This window comes from Muriicola sp. SD30, from assembly GCF_041205185.1.
GTDB lineage: Bacteria > Bacteroidota > Bacteroidia > Flavobacteriales > Flavobacteriaceae > Muriicola.
In genome coordinates this window covers 39724-60108 of record NZ_JBGEWB010000001.1, presented here as the reverse complement: position 1 = coordinate 60108, position 20385 = coordinate 39724, and the positions used below count along the sequence as shown (strand labels likewise).

The window sequence follows — 20385 nt, the reverse complement described above, 5'->3', positions numbered from 1 at the left end:
AAGCAGCCATCCCGCCTTATCTTTGCAAAAACATTACCGCTGACAAAAAGCACTATTCCTTTATTGTACGAACAGTCTCCCAAACTAAGGAAACTGCAGAATGCTATTGCTCAATCTCAAAATAAGATAAGCCTAAAGGGGCTTGTAGGCTCGGCCAGATCCTTTGTTGTTGCAGAAGCCTTCAGGTCGTCTGATCAACCATTTCTATGGATACTACGGGATAAGGAAGAGGCAGCCTATTGCCTAAATGATCTGGAGCAATTCTTCGGGGAGGAAATAGTATTTTTTTATCCGGGCAGTTATCGAAGACCCTATCAGATAGAAGAGACAGACAATGCCAATGTGCTTCTTCGGGCTGAGGTACTCAATCGCATTAATTCCAGGAAAAAGCCAGCCATCATAGTTACTTATCCGGATGCCCTTTTTGAAAAAGTAGTCACCCGGAAGGAATTGGAAAGGAATACCCAGAAAATAAAGACAGGCGACACAATTTCCCTTGATTTTCTAAATGAAGTCTTGTTCGAATACAAGTTTAACAGGGTCGACTTTGTGACGGAACCGGGAGAGTTTGCTGTCCGCGGAGGCATAGTTGATGTATTCTCTTTCTCTCATGACCAGCCTTATCGGATTGAATTTTTTGGGGATGAAATTGACAGTATCAGGACTTTTGATGTGGAAACTCAGCTTTCGACTGAGAAAGTAAAAAAGATCACTATCATCCCAAATGTGGAGAACAAGTTTTCTAAAGAATCTCGGGAGAGTTTCCTCAGATATATCAGTCCGTCTACAACGGTATTCGTAAGTGATTTGGATGTTCTACAGGAACGTATTTCAGGTTTTTTCGAAAAGGCGAAAGTTGCATTTGCCGAACTCTCTGAGGAGATACAACATTCGCATCCTGAAAAACTATTTACAAGTCCGGAAAACATCAGGGCCGAACTGCAGGAATTTTCCCTGGTCACTTTTGAACATAATCAGCACTCCACAGCGTCTGATGATCTGGTATTTCACACCAGGCCACAACCTGCCTTTAATAAGAAATTCGACCTCCTTCTTGCCAATTTAAATGAAAATGAGGCCAGGGGGTATAGCAACTATCTTTTCTGTTCCTCGGAACAGCAGGCCCAGAGGTTTCACGACATATTCGATCAAATTGGGAAGTCGGTTCATTATCAAACCCTGGTTGCTCCACTTCATGAAGGCTTTATTGACGATGATGAAAAATTGGCCTGCTATACCGATCATCAGATCTTTGAACGCTATCACAAGTTCCAGATTAAAAATGGCTACGCTAAAAAACAGGCGATCAGCTTAAAAGAACTCAATAAGCTTACCGTTGGAGATTACGTTACCCATATCGATCACGGAATTGGAAAGTTTGGCGGACTTAAAAAAATAGATGTTGAAGGGAAGCAGCAGGAGGCCATCAAACTGATGTATGGGGAACGCGACATCCTTTATGTAAGTATCCACTCCCTGCACAAGATTTCTAAATACAATGGAAAAGACGGTGCGGTCCCTAAAATCTACAAGCTGGGCTCTGCAGCATGGAAGAAGTTAAAACAGAAAACAAAATCCAGAGTCAAGAAAATTGCCTTTGACCTGATCAGCGTTTACGCTAAACGAAGACTCGACAAAGGTTTTGCCTATGCCCCCGACAGTTATTTACAACACGAATTGGAGGCTTCATTTATCTATGAAGATACCCCTGATCAGGTTACGGCCACACAGGACATTAAAAAAGATATGGAGCGGGAAAGGCCTATGGACCGACTCATATGTGGAGATGTTGGATTTGGCAAGACCGAAGTCGCTATCCGGGCCGCTTTTAAGGCAGTAGACAACGGCAAGCAGGTTGCCGTCCTGGTTCCTACCACCATTCTTGCGTTTCAGCACTACAGGACCTTTACTGAACGACTGGCAGATATGCCTGTCAAGGTGGATTATCTCAATCGCTTCAGGACCGCAAAAGAAAAGAGAGAAACTCTGGCAGAACTGGCAGAAGGAAAGGTTGAAATAATCATCGGGACACATCAATTGGTGAATAAGAATGTTGTGTTCAAAGATCTTGGGCTGCTAATAGTAGACGAAGAGCAAAAATTCGGTGTTGCAGTAAAAGACAAGCTCAAGGCCATCAAGGAGAATGTGGATGTCCTTACACTTACAGCAACCCCTATTCCAAGAACTCTTCAATTCAGCCTGATGGCGGCCAGAGACCTTTCGGTAATCACTACGCCTCCTCCAAACCGTTACCCTATTGAGAGTCACGTTATCAGACTCGATGAAGCGAGTATCAGAGATGCCATCATCTATGAAATGCAAAGGGGAGGGCAGGTATTTTTCATCCATAACCGTATACAGAATATCAAAGAAGTGGCCGGGATGTTACAACGCCTGGTACCTGATGCTAAAATCAGGGTAGGACATGGGCAGATGGAAGGGAAAAAACTGGAGACCCTTATGCTGGCATTTATGAATGGGGAATTTGACGTACTGGTCTCTACAACCATCGTGGAGAGTGGCCTCGACGTTACCAATGCCAATACTATCTTTATCAACAATGCCAATAATTTTGGCCTGAGTGACCTTCACCAGATGAGGGGCCGGGTAGGAAGAAGTAATAAAAAGGCCTTTTGTTACTTTATAACTCCCCCCTATCACGCTATGACTACCGAAGCAAGGAAACGTATTGAAGCCCTGGAACAATTCACAGAATTGGGGAGTGGATTTAATATCGCAATGAAAGATCTGGAAATAAGGGGCGCCGGTGACCTCCTTGGAGGGGAACAGAGTGGATTCATCAATGAGATTGGTTTTGAGACCTATCAGAAGATTCTGGCCGAGGCCATTGAGGAATTGAAAGAAAACGAATTCAAAGAACTTTACGAAGATGACGGCGGGGAGAAGAACTATGTAAAAGAAACACAAATTGATTCTGATTTTGAACTCCTCTTCCCCGATGATTATGTAAATAATATTACGGAAAGACTGAATTTGTACACCGAACTCAATGCAATCTCTGAGGAGAAAAAGCTGCAGGAATACCAGGTTCATCTGCGCGATAGGTTTGGCCCCCTGCCTAAGTCTGTTGAAGACTTGCTAAATTCGGTGCGAATTAAATGGTTTGCCGGTAAAATCGGACTTGAAAAGGTGGTGATGAAAAAGGGGAAATTTTTGGGGTATTTTGTCGGAGACCAGCAGTCTGCTTTTTATCAGAGTGATACTTTTACCAGGGTATTGCAATATGTACAATCCCATCCGGGAATCTGCAGGATTAAGGAAAAGCAAACCCGAAATGGACTTCGACTCCTGCTGATATTTGAGAACGTCCATTCAACTGCCACTGCATTGGATGTTCTACGTCCTATTGTGGGAGAAACGGTAGAAGAATCCCAGCCCGCTTCCTGATTATCACAAAGAAATTAGCTTAAAGGTTTTTTAGGTCTTTGATTGTCTTGAAGGCCATATCTACCTGTTCATCATTGACGATTATGGTAAATTCATTCGTAGTAGAAATGACTTCAAACAAGACAATACCTTCCCATGCCAGGCGCTGAAAAATAAAATAGTAAATGCCCGGAACGGAGACATTTTCGGCTGGAAGTTTGACGGTTATGGAGGATAGATTGGAAGCTTTCTGGGTGCATTTCTCCTTTTTGAATAGTGATTCCACAATAGGATCCAGGCTGTTACTTACTACTATGTTCAATTCATTTACACCCCTAGAGGAGGTATAAAAAACGTCCTTGTTCTTACTGACTTCCTGGAGTAGCTGTGTCTGATTTTCAAGTATACTATCTGAAACCAGAAAAGTAAAATCGGTAAGAGAAGATCTTACCGTAATTTCTCCAATATTCTTTAAAACTTTGATAATCCTGTGTGTCGCCCTGAACTCCAGATCGTCAGAAAGACGTTTCAGGGCCATAACAATTGCTCCATTGCGAACCTCTTTTCCCAGTTCCTCTTCAATTTCCGGCTTGATTATGCGAGACAGGGAGGTGAGATTAATGATTCCCTGAGACAAAGCACTTTGTAAAAAGGGCTTTTTCCTGATATATTGTTCCACTACTGAAGAAATGGTCTTCATGTCATTTTTTTCAAAAATAACAAAATGTTACAAATAAAACGATTGCTAGTAATGGGAAAAGGCGGCTTCGAGGTGTTCCAGGGTATATTTATCCTTTGAATGCAGGATCAGAATGATGTCAAAACGCACCTCAATATCGAGGTTGTTCGTTATTACATAGTGATCGGTTGCTTTTATTAATCGACTTCTTTTCTTAAGATTTACGGCATCCGCTAATGACCTCAGGTGTCCTGAGCGCCTCATCTTAACTTCTACCACAGCCAGAATACCATTTTTTTGAGCAAGAATATCGATTTCGGCTTTACCAAACCGGTAATTTCTTTCTTTGATGGTGTAACCCTCCTTTTCAAGCCAGTTAACGGCCATATCTTCTCCTTTCCTCCCCAATTCATTCTGCATCCTCATATCCACCTGAAAATTAACAAAATAGCGCATTTCGTCGAAAAGTGGGTTCATTTAACCGAAATTTTGGCCTTGAGATTGTACATTAGATTTCCGGACATCGAAAATACCGGGTTTTCCATACTAAGTAAATGGATTAAGCGTTAAGAATTTGCCCCTACACACATGAACGTTCTTAAAGCCTAAAAAATAACTATGGAATACTTCGTTAATTGTAACACTTCTACATTAGCGCCTTACACAACACCCCTGGATAAAGTCAGGGCTGCGCATTTGTATAGAAGACTAGGGTTTAGTGCCTCAGTACAGACTATAGACCAGGCGATCGGTCAGAATGCAGGTACGCTCGTAGACAACTTGATCAATGAGGCAATTGCCCTGCCACCTCTTGCAGCACCCGCATGGGCCGATTGGAATAACAGCAACTATCCAGACGACGATGATCTCGCCCGGCAACTCAGACGAGCTCAGGCAGAAGAGTGGGCTGTTGCCTACACCAATGGAATGCTGAACAACAATCTCCGCGACCGTTTGAGTTTCTTCTGGAGCAACCACTTTGTAACCGAATTGGATGTCTATGATTGTAATAGCTTCTTATACTATTATATCAATTGTCTGCAGCGAAATGCTATCGGTAATTTTAAGACCTTCGTAAGTGAAATAGGCCTTACCAGTGCCATGTTGTACTATCTCGACGGGGCCTACAACAATGGAAACAATCCTAATGAAAATTACGCCCGTGAGCTTTACGAGCTATTTACTCTGGGTGAGGGGAACGGCTATACAGAACAGGATATTATTGAAACTGCCAGGGCTTTAACCGGCTATGTGGAAAGAGGCGAAATAGGCTGTACACAGGTTACTTTTGATCCGACCCGTTTTGATGCGGGAAGCAAAACTATTTTAGGACAAACCGGCAATTGGAACTACGATGATGTTATTGACATCCTTTTCCAGGAACGTCCGAATGAAATCGCCAATTTCATCTGTCAGAAACTATATGAATTTTTCGTACATCCTGATTCCGATGACGATGCCGGTAATGCACAGACCATAATCAATGGCTTGGCAACCACCATGGTCGCAAGCAATTTTGAGATTGCCCCGGTTTTATCTCAACTCTTTAAGAGTCAGCATTTCTTTGATGATGAGGCCATCGGTGTGATCATCAAGAGTCCGTTCGATATTTATCTGAATCTTATCAAGGAAACCAATTTTGCATATAATGACAATACAGTACTCAATGTTATAGATACAACCAGGATGCTTGGGCAGGAATTGTTCGATCCGTTTGATGTTGCGGGTTGGCAACGAGACCGGACCTGGATAAACACGAATTTTATAATTGGAAGATGGTTAACCGTGGAGGTTTTCCTCGAAATTTTCTTTCAGTCGAATCAGGAACAATTCAGAACCCTGGCCATGGATGCCGTAGGACCGGCAGACAGCAATACTAGTAACCCGGAAACCGTGGTTCGGGCTATAGTGAACAAGTTCACCCCCCTGGGGTTACTTACGGCCCAGGATTTTGAAAATGCCATGGATGTATTTAAAATTGAAGATGTACCGGAGGAATATTACGGCTCAGATTATGTCCCCGGAGGACTGGGCCTATGGATGTTATCCGTAAGTCCGGAAGTTCCACAACAGGTCTTTTTACTCCTGATGCATTTATCAAGACAACCTGAGTTTCAACTTAAATAAACCTACTATTATGTGCAATAATCATATCCCAATAAATATTAAGAATAACAACGGGCACGACGAAGAACACAAGTTCTGGAGCAGGCGTTCCTTTCTGCAGGCCATAGGTATTGCCGGATCCGGATCTATGATGCTGGGCAGCAATATGCTTACAGCTTCCGCTCCATCACCCCTAACTGCAGCCATTGCCAATGCCGATTCGGATAATATACTTATCCTGATTCGTCTATCGGGAGGAAACGACGGATTGAGTACTGTGATTCCGATTGAGCAATACGACCTCTATGCAAATGCGAGGCCGAATATTTACATCCCGGAAAGTAAAGTGCTGAAACTTACTGATGATTTTGGAATACCTTCCTATATGAACTCCCTTGAATCCATGTGGGGTGAAGGACAGTTTAAAGCCGTACACGGTGTAGGGTATGAAAACCAGAGTCTTTCCCATTTTACGGGCTCGGATATATATGCCAATACAGATCTGACCACCACAGGATTTTCCGGACTCAACACCGGATGGATGGGACGATACTTTGAAGATATCTATCCCGATTATCTGATTAATCCACCTGCCTCCCCGGCAGCCATTCAGATCGGGAATTTTGGGAGCCTTGTATTTCAAGGTGAAGAGACAAATTACGCCTTCGTGACTTCTAATATCGATCAATTGGAAGAAATAGCAGAATCAGGTGTTCAATACAGCCTGGATCCCACACTTTTCAATGATTGTATGTACGGGGATCAATTGAGATTCCTAAGGGGCGTAGCGAATACTACATATGAATATTCCGGGCTCATCCATGAAGCCTATGAGCGGGGACAAAACCAGGTACAATATCAGGATAATGGCTTTGCACGACAACTGGCACTGTTAGCCCGTCTAATAAAAGGAAATCTGGGAACCAAAGTGTATATGATCTCTATGGGTGGTTTCGATACCCACGGAAATCAACCATTGGCCCATGAACGCCTGATGTCTAACCTCTCTATTGCCATCAACAATTTCTACGAAGACATCGCCTTTACCCAACAGGACGACAAGGTGTTAAGCATGACCTTCTCAGAGTTCGGAAGAAGGATCTTTGAAAACGGATCTAACGGTACCGACCACGGTAAAGCTGCCCCTACCCTTTTCTTCGGATCAGGGCTGAACGGTAGTGCTTTTGTGGGAGATCATCCTTCCCTGGAAAATCCCAACGGAAGAGGAAATCTCGAATATACCATGGACTTCAGGGATCTGTACGCCACTGTTCTCGCCGAATGGATGTGCGTCCCCATACCTTTGGTGGAACAGCATCTGTTAGATCATCCCTATGCCCCGGTGAATCTAGGATTTAATTGTAGTGGAGTACAATTTCCGGACATTGCTTACAGCGATGAACCATTTACCCCACCAACACCAATGGATCCTAATTCGGAAGACCCGAGTGAAGAACTGCTGAATGCCATTGTTCACAAACCTTTTTACCCTACTCAGGAGAGTCCGCATATCTATCTCGAGATGCCATTTAGTGCACATGTGGATATTCAGCTTTACAATATCCTGGGACAGAACGTGGGTACTGTCTATAATGAGATGATGTTTGAAGGATCTGTAGAGATCAATATCAGGGAGAGAATGCCAAAGCATCTCTCTACCGGGAAGTACATCTACCGTATCCAGGTTCAGGATAAAAAAATGTCTAAATCCGTTATGGTAGCGTAAGCTGCCCCTACGACGCTATAGCAGCCTCCGTATTTCCGGAACAAGAAATTCATCTTGTGTCCCGGACATACGGAGGTTTTCTTTTTTCCTCCCGCCGGAGAGCAGGCATTAAAAAATGGTTATTTTTGTGCCTTAATCCTTGAGCTTAATGGCATCGGAACCTAAGAAATTCTCCAGGCACACTATAACTGCTGCATTACCATATACCAATGGCCCCATTCATATCGGGCATTTAGCAGGGGTGTATGTCCCCGCTGATATTTATGCCCGTTTTTTACGTCTTACCGGCAGAGAAGTTGTTTTTGTTTGCGGCAGCGATGAACACGGCTTTGCCATACCGATGAAAGCAAAAAAAGAGGGAGTGTCACCCAAAGAGCTGGTCGATAAATATCATGGGATCATTAAAAAATCCTTTGAGGATTTCGGAATTACTTTTGACAACTATTCCAGAACCTCTGCAAAGATCCATCATCAGACCGCCAGTGATTTTTTCCTCAAACTTTATGATAAAGGAGATTTCATTGAAGAAACATCAGCACAGCTTTACGATGAACAGGAAGAGCAATTTCTTGCTGATCGGTTTGTGACCGGGACTTGCCCCAAATGCGGACATAAAGAGGCCTATGGGGACCAATGTGAAAACTGTGGCTCTTCCCTGAATGCCACCGACCTCATCAACCCAAAATCGACCCTTTCCGGTGCAATCCCAACCCTGAAGGAAACAAAACACTGGTTTCTGCCTTTGGAACGATACGAAGATTTCCTGAAACAATGGATTCTGGCAGAACATAAAAATGACTGGAAGCCCAATGTTTATGGACAGTGTAAGTCATGGATTGACGACGGACTTAAACCCAGGGCGGTGACGAGGGACCTCGACTGGGGAATTCCCGTTCCGGTAGAAGGGGGTAAAGGGAAGGTGTTGTATGTATGGTTTGATGCTCCGATTGGATATATTTCTTCTACCAAAGAATGGGCCGAACGTGAAGGAAAAGACTGGAGACCCTATTGGCAGGGGGAAGACACCAAATTGGTCCACTTTATAGGGAAAGATAATATTGTGTTCCATTGTATCATTTTCCCCAGTATGCTCAAGGCGCATGGCGACTTTATCCTGCCCGAAAATGTGCCTGCCAACGAATTTCTAAACCTCGAAGGACAGAAATTATCAACCTCCAAAAACTGGGCAGTATGGCTGCATGAATATCTGCTCGACTTCCCCAATGCACAGGATGTACTTCGGTATACCCTGACGGCAAACGCACCTGAGACCAAGGATAATGATTTTACCTGGGCCGATTTCCAGGCACGCAACAACAATGAACTTGTGGCCATTTTTGGGAATTTTGTAAACAGGGTGGTTGTCCTTACCCAAAAATATTACCAGGGAGTTGTTCCGGAAGCGGGAGTATTGACTTCAGATGACAAGGAAGCCTTGAGAGCCCTTCGGCAGTTTCCGGAAGACATCGCTGATTCCATCGAGCGATATCGCTTCAGAGAAGCCGGTCAGGAATTGATGAACCTCGCCCGCCTTGGGAATAAATACCTGGCAGATCAGGAACCCTGGAAGGTGATTAAGGAAGATGAAAGCAGGGTAGCAACCATTATGCATACCGCTTTACAGATTGCAGCCGGCCTGGCAGTACTGAGTGAACCCTTTTTACCCTTTACTTCAGAAAAACTAAAAGTGATGCTGGGCTTTGGGGAAATGACTGCAGAATTGGGATGGGATAGTATTTCATCAGAAAAAACCCTGATTCCACAAGCACATGTTTTAGGAAAACCCGAGTTGTTGTTTCGGAAAATTGAGGACAGCGAGATTACAGCACAACTCGATAAATTACAGGCTACAAGAAAAGCTAACACCTCACAAAATAAAGATGTAATGCCACAAAAAGAAACCATCACCTACGATGACTTTACCAAAATGGATATGAGAGTAGGGACCATACTCGAAGCAGAAAAAATACCAAAAACCAAAAAACTCATGGTGCTTAAAGTGGATACGGGGATTGACATAAGAACCATTGTCTCGGGAATTGCAGAGCATTATTCTGCCGATGAAATTATTGGAAAAAAAGTTACTGTTTTGGTAAACCTGGCTCCCAGACCTTTACGAGGCGTTGAAAGTGAAGGGATGATATTAATGACAGAAAACGAAGAAGGTAGTTTGATTTTTTTAAGTCCGGATGCCTCTGGCGTCAATAATGGAGCGACTATCTCCTAGTCTCTATTCAGGGATATTCGCAAATAAAAAGTAATTCCAAATGCTTTTATTTTTTGTAGGATTCCCCTTTCTTTGAATCTTCGTAAACACTAGTATCCTGCTATGAAATATCTGCTTCTCTCATTTTTCTTACTTACTTTTTATCATACAAAAGCCCAGCCGCCATCTGCGGTTGATGATTTAGTTCCTGCTTTTGAAGCTTATTCAGAACTCCCGAGGGAAGTGATTTTTGTACATCTCAATAAATCTGTATTTATAAAAGGAGAAGGAGTTGGGTACAAGGCCTATGTACTCGACAAGGATACAAAGAAACGTTCGCTGGAAACGAAAAATCTCTACTGTATCATACAGGACAGTCTCGATCGGGATGTAAAAAAACAACTCATCAGAATAGAAAATGGCGTGGGAAGCGGATTGATCAGGCTCGACAGTACCTTTACAACGGGCAGCTATCGCTTTAAAGCGTATACCAACTGGATGCGTAATTTTTCCGAAGCCAATTATTATGAACAGGAGCTGACCGTTATAGATCCGGAGAAAACTGAGGAGATCGCAACAGAGGAAATTGAATTGCAGGTCGACGCACAATTCCTCCCGGAAAGCGGGCATGCTCTGGTTGGGGTCAATTCCATTTACGGGGTCGTCATTAAAGATGAAAAAGGTTTTGGTTTCCCATTTGTGGAAGGGACAGTAGAAGACGAAACAGGGAAAGCAGTGGCGAGCTTTAAACTAAATTCCTTCGGGATAGGAAGGTTTGCCCTTATCCCAAAACAGGGAATTAGATACTTTGCCACCTTCAATATAAATAACAAAGATTTTAAAATCCCTGTAGGGTATATAGAAAAACAAGGGATAAGTTGTACCATTCAGGACCTCAGGGATAAACTCGGACTCATCTTAAATGCCAGATTGGATCAGGCAAATCAGAAGGATCAGAATTTTCTACTCAGCATACACAACGGAGACAGCATAAAAGCTGTTGACATTTCCTTTGCAAATCAGGACCAGGTAATCAAAGTATTTCCGAAACAGGACCTCTATCCCGGAATCAATGTATTTACCCTCTTTGATCAGACCGGAACACCTGTATTTGAGCGACTATATTTTAACCATAAGGGTGTTGTAACCCATAAAATCGAAGCGGCTAAACACTCCTATAATAATGATTCCATTAAAGTTTCGTTTTCTGTAAAGGGAATCGATCCAAAATACTGGAATTCCCTAAGTGTTTCGGTCCTTCCGGAAAATACCGGGGCTTATAAAGGACACCATAACCTGCCATCCTATACCCTCCTTACCCCCTATCTTAAAGGCCCGGTTGAAAACGCCTCTTACTACTTTATCAACCCGACACCGAGAAAAGCCTATGAATTAGACAATCTTCTCCTTACCCAGGGGTGGAGCAGTTACCAATGGAATACGATTATAAACAAGCCCCCTAAATATCTCTTCGATTTTGAAAAAGGGATTACCTATAAAGTGACCTTTAATGAGAAGAGGACAAACGACTATTTTATATCGCCAACAAAATTCAATGACTCTGAGTTCATCACTGTAGCCGAGGAGCAGGAATTTTTTTCGAAGGATAACTTCTTTCCCATCGATGGCGAAAAATTAGAGATAGCGGCGATTGACAAAAATGGCAAGTGGTATCAACCTAAGATTTTTGTGCAGTTTAAACCCTCTTACACGCCTCCACTAGGGTTAAATCAGGTGTCAATACTTGGAAATAAGGAAGGCAGAATTTTAAAAGAAGTTCAGGAAGCTACAGCATTCGAGGGCTTCTACAAGGTACAGATGCTCGATGAAGTACTGTTGCTTGAAGAAAGTAAGGCACAAAGGATTGAGAAAATTAGAAACAATAGTGTGGGCAGAGTTGATTTCTTTGAGGATGATGACTGGCGACGTAATATGATGTTAAGTACCTATCTTAGTTCAAGGGGGTATGCCATAGATGAAAGCTCCGGGGTGTTCACCATCAGGGCAAGAAATCCGAATTCTCTCAACAACGCAACCCCTTTGATTATTCTCGACGGGGTACAGCTCACTAATTTTACACTCCTATATCGATTCGCTATGGATCAGGTCGATTATATCGAAATAAATCCTTCAGGTGTGGGCGCGGGTATCCGAGGTGGGGGCGGTGTGATACGAATCGTTACGGATCCGTCAAGAGCTCGGAGGGCGCAATTCGGAAACAGTCTGTTCGACTATGACATCCCAATAACATTTACTTCAGACAAGCGATTTTACAATCCCATGTACAATAGTTATTCGGGTACTTTTTTTAATAGTTTCGGAGCTATCGATTGGCATCCTATGGTGGTAGTTGATACCCAGGGAATTGGGCAATTCAGCTTTTTGAATTACGGCCTGCCCGCTGTTAAGCTGTATATTGAGGGAATCGTAAATGATAACGAATTTGTATCTGATGTTGTTGAACTGAAGATTCAATAGTCTGTGCTGAAAATCGCATTTCATCCTATTTACAGACATCCTCTTCCCGAAGGTCACCGGTTTCCCATGATCAAATACGATCTCCTCCCTCAGCAATTGATGTATGAAGGGACCTGTTCTGCCGGGAATTTCTTTGAACCTGAAATTCCCAATGACAAGTATATTCTTGCTGTACATGAGGCCGATTACTTTTACGATCTTCTCAATATGAAAATTTCTCCCAGGGAGGCAAGGAAAATTGGATTCCCTTTGAGTGAAGTGCTGGTTGAGAGGGAAAGGATCATTGCTGACGGGACGATAAAAGGCTGTGAATACGCCCTGGAATACGGAATTGCCATGAACATTGCCGGGGGTACTCATCATGCCTATACTGACAGAGGGGAAGCATTTTGCCTGCTAAATGATCAGGCCATCGGGGCACGATACCTGCAGAAGGAATTGAAAATCGGAAAAATTTTGATTGTAGATCTCGATGTGCATCAGGGCAATGGGACAGCTCAGATTTTTCAACAAGACCCAGGCGTTTTTACCTTTTCCATGCACGGCAGTTCAAACTACCCCTTTAAGAAAGAAACCTCTGACCTTGATATTGCCCTGAAAAAGGGAACCTCAGATGAGGAATATCTCAAAGTCCTCAAAGATGTATTTCCAGAATTACTCAAAGAAGTAAAGCCTGAATTTATTTTTTACCTCTGTGGAGTAGATGTCCTGGCTACGGATAAACTGGGAACACTGGGTCTCAGTCCCACGGGTTGTAAGGAACGGGATGAGTATGTACTGAAAAAATGCAGGGACCTTGGAATTCCTGTGCAATGCAGCATGGGAGGGGGTTATTCTAAAGAAATCAAAGTCATTGTAGAAGCCCATGCTAATACTTTTCGGCTTGCTCAGGAACTTTACTTTTGAGGTATCCTAATTAGAAGATATGGTATTTCGCTAGCACTAATCTGATCAAAGTCATGTTTGGAATTCCGGGGAATGCTTATTTTTATGAAAAATGTAATCTATGTTGACCGACAAAATGGAAAAAGCCCTGAACGGACAGATCCGGGTAGAGGCTGAATCATCACAAGTATACCTTGCAATGGCCTCCTGGGCTGAAGTAAAAGGACTGGAAGGAATATCCTTATTCATGTACCGACATTCCGATGAAGAAAGAATGCATATGCTCAAACTGATCAAATACGTAAATGAACGGGGAGGACATGCGCATATTACCGACTTAAAAGCGCCTAAGAAAAATTTTGGCAGCTTTCAGAAAATGTTTCAGGAGCTCTATGAGCACGAAATTTTTGTTTCTCAGAGTATAAACGAACTGGTTCATGTGGCACTTGAGGAAAAAGATTATGCCACCCATAATTTTCTTCAATGGTATGTAGCTGAACAGATCGAGGAAGAAGCCCTTGCCAGGAATATCTTAGACAAGATTAATTTGATTGGCAATGACAAAGGTGGCCTGTATCTATTTGACAGGGATGTTCAGCAGATCACAGCTGATAGCGCTGCCGGTGACCCCGCCCAGTAATTTTTTTATTTATTTTTATTAATTCTAAATAAAAATAATTATTTTTGAGTTCTACATCTTATCCGTATGGGGAAAAAGAAAAAAGAAGCCAAAAAGAAGAAAAAGCAAATAAAAAAGTCGCGGGAGGCGGTAGTACATGCTTTATCTTGTGGAAATTGCAAATCGAAGTGCTGTAAGAAATACAAGAAGTGTGAATCGAAGCGTTGTAAGCGCTGTCCCTGTTTTGATCTACTTAAAAAAGTTGCTTAGTTCAGCACAAACCTACTTATTCTTTGAGGCAAGCGTAGGCACTAATTTGCTATGTTTAACAACATCTCCACGCTCCAGGGAAGAACTCAATCCATGGATGTTATAAAATAAGGCTTTTTTGACATATCCCTTCCCGTGGTATTGTGCAATATCACATTCCTTCTGGTGTTCCTGATACGACTTTTTCTTAAAATATATATAGGTCCTATAAGCGCGATAGGAGTCTTTCTTTAAACGCATCTCAAAATTTAACTGATCCCTCCAATAGTCGGCCTCATCTTCTTCCGTGCTGAAATCAAGTGTTGCCTCGAGCCGGGCATCCCTGTTTGCCATTTGCTCATAAAAATCCGAAAAGGCAAGATCCGTTTCGACCCCCTGAGAATATCCCAAACAGGATATCAGGACGAGTACGGCAGTCAGAGCTTTGCGGATGGGTATCATCATTCTGCTTTTTACCTTATTTGATAAAGGTTCGTTTTTGTGTCTATAAAAGTTAACCAGAAACTTCAAGCTGAAAAAGAAAAAGGGGCAAAATGCCCCCTTTATCGACTATGTGCAAATTACTGTCTTCCCAGCATCAGCAGCTCGTTACATTTGACCTCAGAGACATATCGCTTCTCCCCTTCTTTGGTTTCATAGGTCCTGTGAATCAGCTTTCCTTCTACGGCTACTTCACTGCCCTTAGACAGGAATTTCTCCACTACATCAGCTAATTTACCCCAGACAACAATGTTGTGCCATTGGGTTTCCGTGATCTTTTCGCCTTTTGAATTTTTGTAGGATTCATTGGTGGCGATAGAAAATTTCGCCACCTTGCTCCCACTGTCAAGATTTACAACTTCCGGGTCTTGTCCCAGATTCCCAATCAACTGTACTTTGTTTTTAAGTGCATTCATGATTACTAATTTTAAGGTTAAACAGTTAATACTATCGGTTCTCATTCCGACACTGCAAACCTAGGACCCTCAAAACCCTGGAGTTGGTTGTTACTTATTTATTTTCGTTTGTAATCGTTTGTTGTCGTTTGCAATCTTCTAATACCCCTCCTCTTCTTTGTCATTCTAATTGAGTTAAAACAGGACAGAGCACAATAATTCTTTTTATATTGGAGATTCAAATTAATCTTCAAATGAAAATGAAAAAATATTTCCTTCTTTTACTTGTATCCGTATTTGCATCTTCCTTACTTGCTCAAACCCCTAAAGAAATGGCGGCTGCCATTGAAAAGGAAGCCAATGAAAATTCACAACTCCCTCAACTGGCACATGAACTCATGGATGTGATAGGTCCTCGCCTGGTAGGTACACCTCAGATGAAAAATGCTCATGACTGGGCCGTGAATACGTTTTCAAAATGGGGAATTTCCGCAGAGAATGAATCCTGGGGTACATGGCGAGGATGGGAACGTGGAATTACCCATATCGACATGCTGTCACCAAGAGTTGTTTCCCTCAGTGGAAGACAACTAGCCTGGAGCCCGGGTACTTCTGCCAAAGGAATTGAAGCTAACCTTATTACAATACCCACCCTGGCTGATTCCCTGGCCTTTAACAATTGGGTTTCTGCTGTTAAAGGTAAGTTTGTTCTGGTATCCATGCCTCAACCTACCGGCAGGCCTGATTACAACTGGGAGGAATTCGCAACCCCCGAATCCTTCGAAAAGATGAAGTCGGATCGCAATGCACAACAGCAGGCCTGGCGTCAGAAAATCCGCAATACAGGATACACCAGCCGTACAATCAACCGAGCCCTGGAAGAGGCCGGAGCAGCAGGTATAATTCAATCGCGCTGGTCTTCCGGTTTTGGGGCGAATAAAATATTTAGTGCAAATACCAAAAAAATACCCGTTGTGGATCTTTCTCTGGAAGATTACGGTATGCTCTACCGCATGGTTGAAAACGGAAGTAATCCCCTGATCAAAGTTGTGGCCCAATCAAAAGAACTGGGCAGAGTGCCTACTTTTAATACCATCGCAACCATACCGGGCACAGAGTTTCCCGATGAATACATCGTACTTTCTGCTCACTTTGATTCCTGGGACGGAGGTACAGGTGCCACAGACAACGGAACAGGTACCATTACGATGATGGAAACGGCCAGAATCCTCAAAAAATTATATCCCAATCCTAAACGCACCATCATTGTGGGTTTATGGGGGAGTGAAGAACAAGGCCTGAACGGATCAAGAGCCTTTGTGGAAGACCGTCCTGAGGTAGTAGAAGGGCTACAGGCCCTTTTTAATCAGGACAATGGAACCGGAAGGGTAGTTAATCTTTCAGGGCAGGGATTCCTGCATTCCTACGCCTACCTGGGCAAATGGATGGAGGCAGTGCCTGAAAGTATCACCAAACATATTGAAACGAATTTCCCCGGTAATCCCGGAAGAGGAGGATCAGATTACGCCTCCTTCGTGGCCAAAGGTGCACCGGCTTTCTCTTTGAGTTCACTAAGCTGGAGCTACTGGAATTATACCTGGCACACTAACCTCGATACCTATGACAAGATTGTCTTTGACGACGTTCGTAACAATGTGATCCTGACCGCCATCCTGACCTATATGGCCAGCGAAGACCCTGAAAAAACCTCAAGGGAGAAAGCAGTGCTTTCAATCAATCCAAGAACTGGGGAGAAAAGAGAATGGCCCTCCCCAAGATCTCCTAACAGAGAAGGTGGCATTGATTGATTATATATGACAATGACTACATAACCCTGATCATTCAAAAATCTCTTGCCAAATTTTAATCTGGTTCTATAAAAGATCTTGATACGGTCTAACAATAAATAAAACGCTAACCTAAGAATATGAAACTCACGAATATCTTACTCCTTGCTTTGCTGATCCTTCCCTTCTCCCTCGAGGCACAAAGAAGAAAATCGCGCAAATCACCCCCACCAACCATTGTTCAAGATTCACTTTATCACGGACTTAAATGGCGAAACATAGGTCCTTTCAGGGGAGGTAGAAGTGTCGCGTCTTCCGGAGTTGTAGGTCAGCCCATGACCTATTATATGGGAAGTACCGGTGGAGGGGTATGGAAAACAACCGATGACGGGATTAGCTGGACAAATATCTCAGATGGCTTCTTTAAAACGGGTACCGTTGGCGCCATCGCCGTATCAGAAAGCAACCCGAATCTCGTAATCGCGGGGATGGGAGAACATGCGGCCAGAGGGGTGATGACTTCGATGGGCGACGGCATATATCTCTCAACTGACGCCGGGAAGACCTGGAAACATAAAGGGCTCGACTTTACCCGTCATATCTCGGATGTGATCATACACCCGACCAATCCTGACATTATATTTGTAGCTGCCCAGGGAGCACAATACGGCCCCTCTGAAGATAGAGGGATATATCGCTCTACAGACGGAGGAAATAGCTGGGAGAAAGTACTGTATCTCGATGAAACCACTGGGGCATCTTCACTTTCTATGGATATGACAAATCCTCTTATTCTCTATGCCGCCATGTGGCAACATCGTCGATATCCCTGGACCATGGAATCAGGGGGTGCCATGTCCGGACTATTTAAATCCACCGATGGAGGTCTGAATTGGGAAAAGATGAAAACCGGCCTGCCAAAAGAATTCGGGAAAGCAGGTATCTCGGTCTCCAGAGCAAATCCCGACAGGGTCTTCGCGGTTATTGAAGCAGAAGATGAGAAAGGCGGGGTCTATCGTTCTGATGATGCCGGGAAAAAGTGGGTGCAGATCAATAAAGACAGAGTCAATATTGCAAGGTCCTGGTATTATATGGAAATCCTGGCTGACCCCCAGAATGAAAATATCGTTTATGTATTGAATGCTCCCGTAATGAAATCGATAGACGGAGGTAAGACCTTTTCCAATCTATCAACCCCTCATGGGGATAATCACCATTTGTGGATCCATCCCTATGACAATCAGAAAATGATCAATTCAAATGATGGAGGTGCTAATATCTCCAACAATGGTGGGTTGAGCTGGAGCTCTCAGGCCATACAGCCCACAGCACAGTTCTACAGGGTGATTACAGACAATCAGGTCCCTTATCGCGTATATGGCGGACAACAAGACAATTCAGCCATTTCCATCGCCAGCAGGTCCAATGACAGGGGAATCGACTGGAAAGACTGGTATTCCGTGGCAGGGTGCGAAAGTGCATTCCTGGCCTTTGATCCCGATAATCCCGAGGTGATCTACGGTGGATGCTATCAGGGTATTATTGAAAAATGGGTGAAAGCTTCACGCGAAGGGAAGGCGATCAAAGAATATCCGGAACTGGCCCTGGGCAATGTGCCGGCCGATTTCAAGTACCGATATAACTGGAATGCCCCTATCATCAGCTCGCCCCATAACAGAAAAACTATCTACCACGCCGGCAATGTCGTATTCAGATCAACCGACGAAGGACAAAGTTGGACGGTGGTAAGTCCGGACCTGACTAAAAACGAGAAGAACAAACAAGGGCCGGGTGGCGGACCTTATACCAATGAAGCAGCCGGGGGGGAAAATTACAACACCCTGATGGCACTTATAGAATCTCCCCATGAAGAAGGAGTACTCTGGGCAGGTTCAGACGATGGGCTTATTCACCTTACTCGTGATGGCGGACTAACCTGGCGCAATGCAACCCCCAGGGAAATAGGCGATGGTATTATAAACAGTATTGAAGTTTCTCCTCATGATCCGGCTACAGCTTATGCAGTAGTTATGCGATACAAAACCATGGACCTGAAACCCTATATATTTAAAACGACAGACTATGGAGAAACATGGACCAAGATTGTTGAAGGCATTTCTGACCCTCATACTTTTGTTCGTGTGGTTCGTGAAGATCCTGTAAGACCCGGCTTGCTCTATGCCGGAACCGAAACCGGATTGTATGTGTCATTTAATGGTGGCCAGAACTGGCAACCCTTTCAGCTCAACCTCCCAGTAGTTCCCATCAATGATATGATCTTCCAGGACAACGACCTGGTCGTAGCCACAGCTGGCCGTTCCTTCTGGATTCTCGATGACCTGGGTGGCATTCAGGCAGGACCCGTACATCCATCGAGCTTAACCATAGTCAAACCAAAGGATACTTATCTGTTTTTTGGAGGAAGTACAGACCGGCCTGTGCCGGGACTCGGACAGAATCCTAAGCAAGGAGTAACTTTTGACTACTTTCTCGCCGATAAACCAGACAGTCTCCACCTGAAGCTGGAGGTAGTCAGAAATGGAAATACGATTCGTACCTATAGCAGTGAGAAAATTGAGGGCTTTAAAAGTTGGCCCGGTGGCCCTTCCAAGCCAGAGGTACTTCCCTCTAAAAAAGGCTATAACCGCTTTACCTGGGATTTCAGGAAGGATCCACTTCCGGCAGTGGATAAAGTATTTGTCTATGGAAATTATGCCGGTTCCAGAGTTGGTCCGGGAAATTATCAGCTCAGATTGTCCCATGGTGATGTCACTACAGAAACCACAGTAACGGTTCTTCCCCATCCGCATGTAAAAGCTACTATGGCAGATTACAGGGAACAGCAGCAAATACTTTCAACCATTGAATCTATGATCACAGATATTCACGATGCAGTAAATGAAATGCGATCTGTACGGAAACAGGTTAAAGCCTACAAGGAAACACTTAAGGGAAATGAAATTGCTGAAGAATTGCTTACCCAGGGAGATAGCCTCATAAACAGGATAGACCAATGGGAAAAGAACCTTATTCAACCCAGACAGAAAACCTTCCAGGATGTAATTAATTACAACAACCAACTAAATGCCGAGCTAATGAATCTCAAAGATTATGTAGATGCTGCAGAACCAAAAGTGACCGAAGGGGCTAAAGAACGGCTTAGGGACCTGCAAAAACAATGGGCAGGATTTGAAGTGGAATGGGAGACTATTGTTCAGAAGGAAATGGAGTCCTTTAATCGTACTTACAAAGAATTGGATTTACCTGCACTGATCATGGAACGGGAATAATCGGTTTTGATTTACCTGCTTGTCAACTTCTGTAAAATAAGCGATCTTTAAAGGAAACAAGTTAAGCTTTTGATCCT

Annotated in this window: 13 protein-coding genes; 9 read left to right on the top strand and 4 right to left on the bottom strand. The window is 43.5% G+C overall.

The annotated features are described in order from the left end of the window. Positions 1-39: 39 nt before the first annotated feature. On the top strand, positions 40-3408 hold the full coding sequence (gene mfd / locus AB8P51_RS00215) for a transcription-repair coupling factor (protein ID WP_369747674.1): 3369 nt from the start codon (positions 40-42) through the stop codon (positions 3406-3408). Between the two features lie 19 nt (positions 3409-3427). On the opposite strand, the gene AB8P51_RS00210 is transcribed toward mfd, so the two are convergent. Together AB8P51_RS00210 and AB8P51_RS00205 are read right to left on the bottom strand one after the other, a co-directional pair. Then, positions 3428-4087 (bottom strand): aspartate kinase, encoded by a 660-nt coding sequence (locus AB8P51_RS00210; RefSeq protein ID WP_369746760.1) that lies wholly within the window; start codon positions 4085-4087, stop codon positions 3428-3430. A gap of 45 nt (positions 4088-4132) precedes the next feature. Beyond that, a complete protein-coding gene (locus AB8P51_RS00205) occupies positions 4133-4543 on the bottom strand; it encodes a YraN family protein (RefSeq protein ID WP_369746759.1) in 411 nt (136 codons plus the stop codon). 141 nt (positions 4544-4684) lie between these two features. On the opposite strand from AB8P51_RS00205, the gene AB8P51_RS00200 reads away from it, so the two are divergent. From AB8P51_RS00200 to AB8P51_RS00175, 6 genes are all read left to right on the top strand, one after another. Continuing rightward, entirely contained in the window at positions 4685-6193 is a 1509-nt protein-coding gene (locus AB8P51_RS00200) for a DUF1800 domain-containing protein (RefSeq protein WP_369746758.1), read from the top strand. 10 nt (positions 6194-6203) lie between these two features. After that, positions 6204-7898, top strand: coding sequence for a DUF1501 domain-containing protein (locus tag AB8P51_RS00195; protein ID WP_369746757.1), 1695 nt, complete (start codon positions 6204-6206; stop codon positions 7896-7898). Between the two features lie 148 nt (positions 7899-8046). Continuing rightward, positions 8047-10125 carry a methionine--tRNA ligase gene (gene metG, locus AB8P51_RS00190; protein ID WP_369746756.1) on the top strand — a complete coding sequence of 693 codons (2079 nt, stop codon included), beginning with the start codon at positions 8047-8049 and terminating at the stop codon, positions 10123-10125. A gap of 102 nt (positions 10126-10227) precedes the next feature. Further along, positions 10228-12582: a hypothetical protein gene (locus AB8P51_RS00185; RefSeq protein WP_369746755.1), complete on the top strand. Its 2355-nt coding sequence runs from the start codon at positions 10228-10230 to the stop codon at positions 12580-12582. Between the two features lie 3 nt (positions 12583-12585). Further along, positions 12586-13488: a histone deacetylase gene (locus tag AB8P51_RS00180; RefSeq protein ID WP_369746754.1), complete on the top strand. Its 903-nt coding sequence runs from the start codon at positions 12586-12588 to the stop codon at positions 13486-13488. A 100-nt stretch (positions 13489-13588) separates the two neighbouring features. Beyond that, entirely contained in the window at positions 13589-14107 is a 519-nt protein-coding gene (locus AB8P51_RS00175) for a ferritin (RefSeq protein ID WP_369746753.1), read from the top strand. A 261-nt stretch (positions 14108-14368) separates the two neighbouring features. On the opposite strand, the gene AB8P51_RS00170 is transcribed toward AB8P51_RS00175, so the two are convergent. Beyond that, positions 14369-14800, bottom strand: coding sequence for a hypothetical protein (locus AB8P51_RS00170; protein WP_369746752.1), 432 nt, complete (start codon positions 14798-14800; stop codon positions 14369-14371). Between the two features lie 116 nt (positions 14801-14916). Continuing rightward, positions 14917-15252 carry a single-stranded DNA-binding protein gene (locus AB8P51_RS00165; protein ID WP_369746751.1) on the bottom strand — a complete coding sequence of 112 codons (336 nt, stop codon included), beginning with the start codon at positions 15250-15252 and terminating at the stop codon, positions 14917-14919. A 239-nt stretch (positions 15253-15491) separates the two neighbouring features. On the opposite strand from AB8P51_RS00165, the gene AB8P51_RS00160 reads away from it, so the two are divergent. Then, positions 15492-17039: a M20/M25/M40 family metallo-hydrolase gene (locus AB8P51_RS00160; protein WP_369746750.1), complete on the top strand. Its 1548-nt coding sequence runs from the start codon at positions 15492-15494 to the stop codon at positions 17037-17039. A 119-nt stretch (positions 17040-17158) separates the two neighbouring features. Then, a complete protein-coding gene (locus AB8P51_RS00155; protein ID WP_369746749.1) occupies positions 17159-20308 on the top strand; it encodes an exo-alpha-sialidase in 3150 nt (1049 codons plus the stop codon). Positions 20309-20385 lie beyond the last annotated feature (77 nt).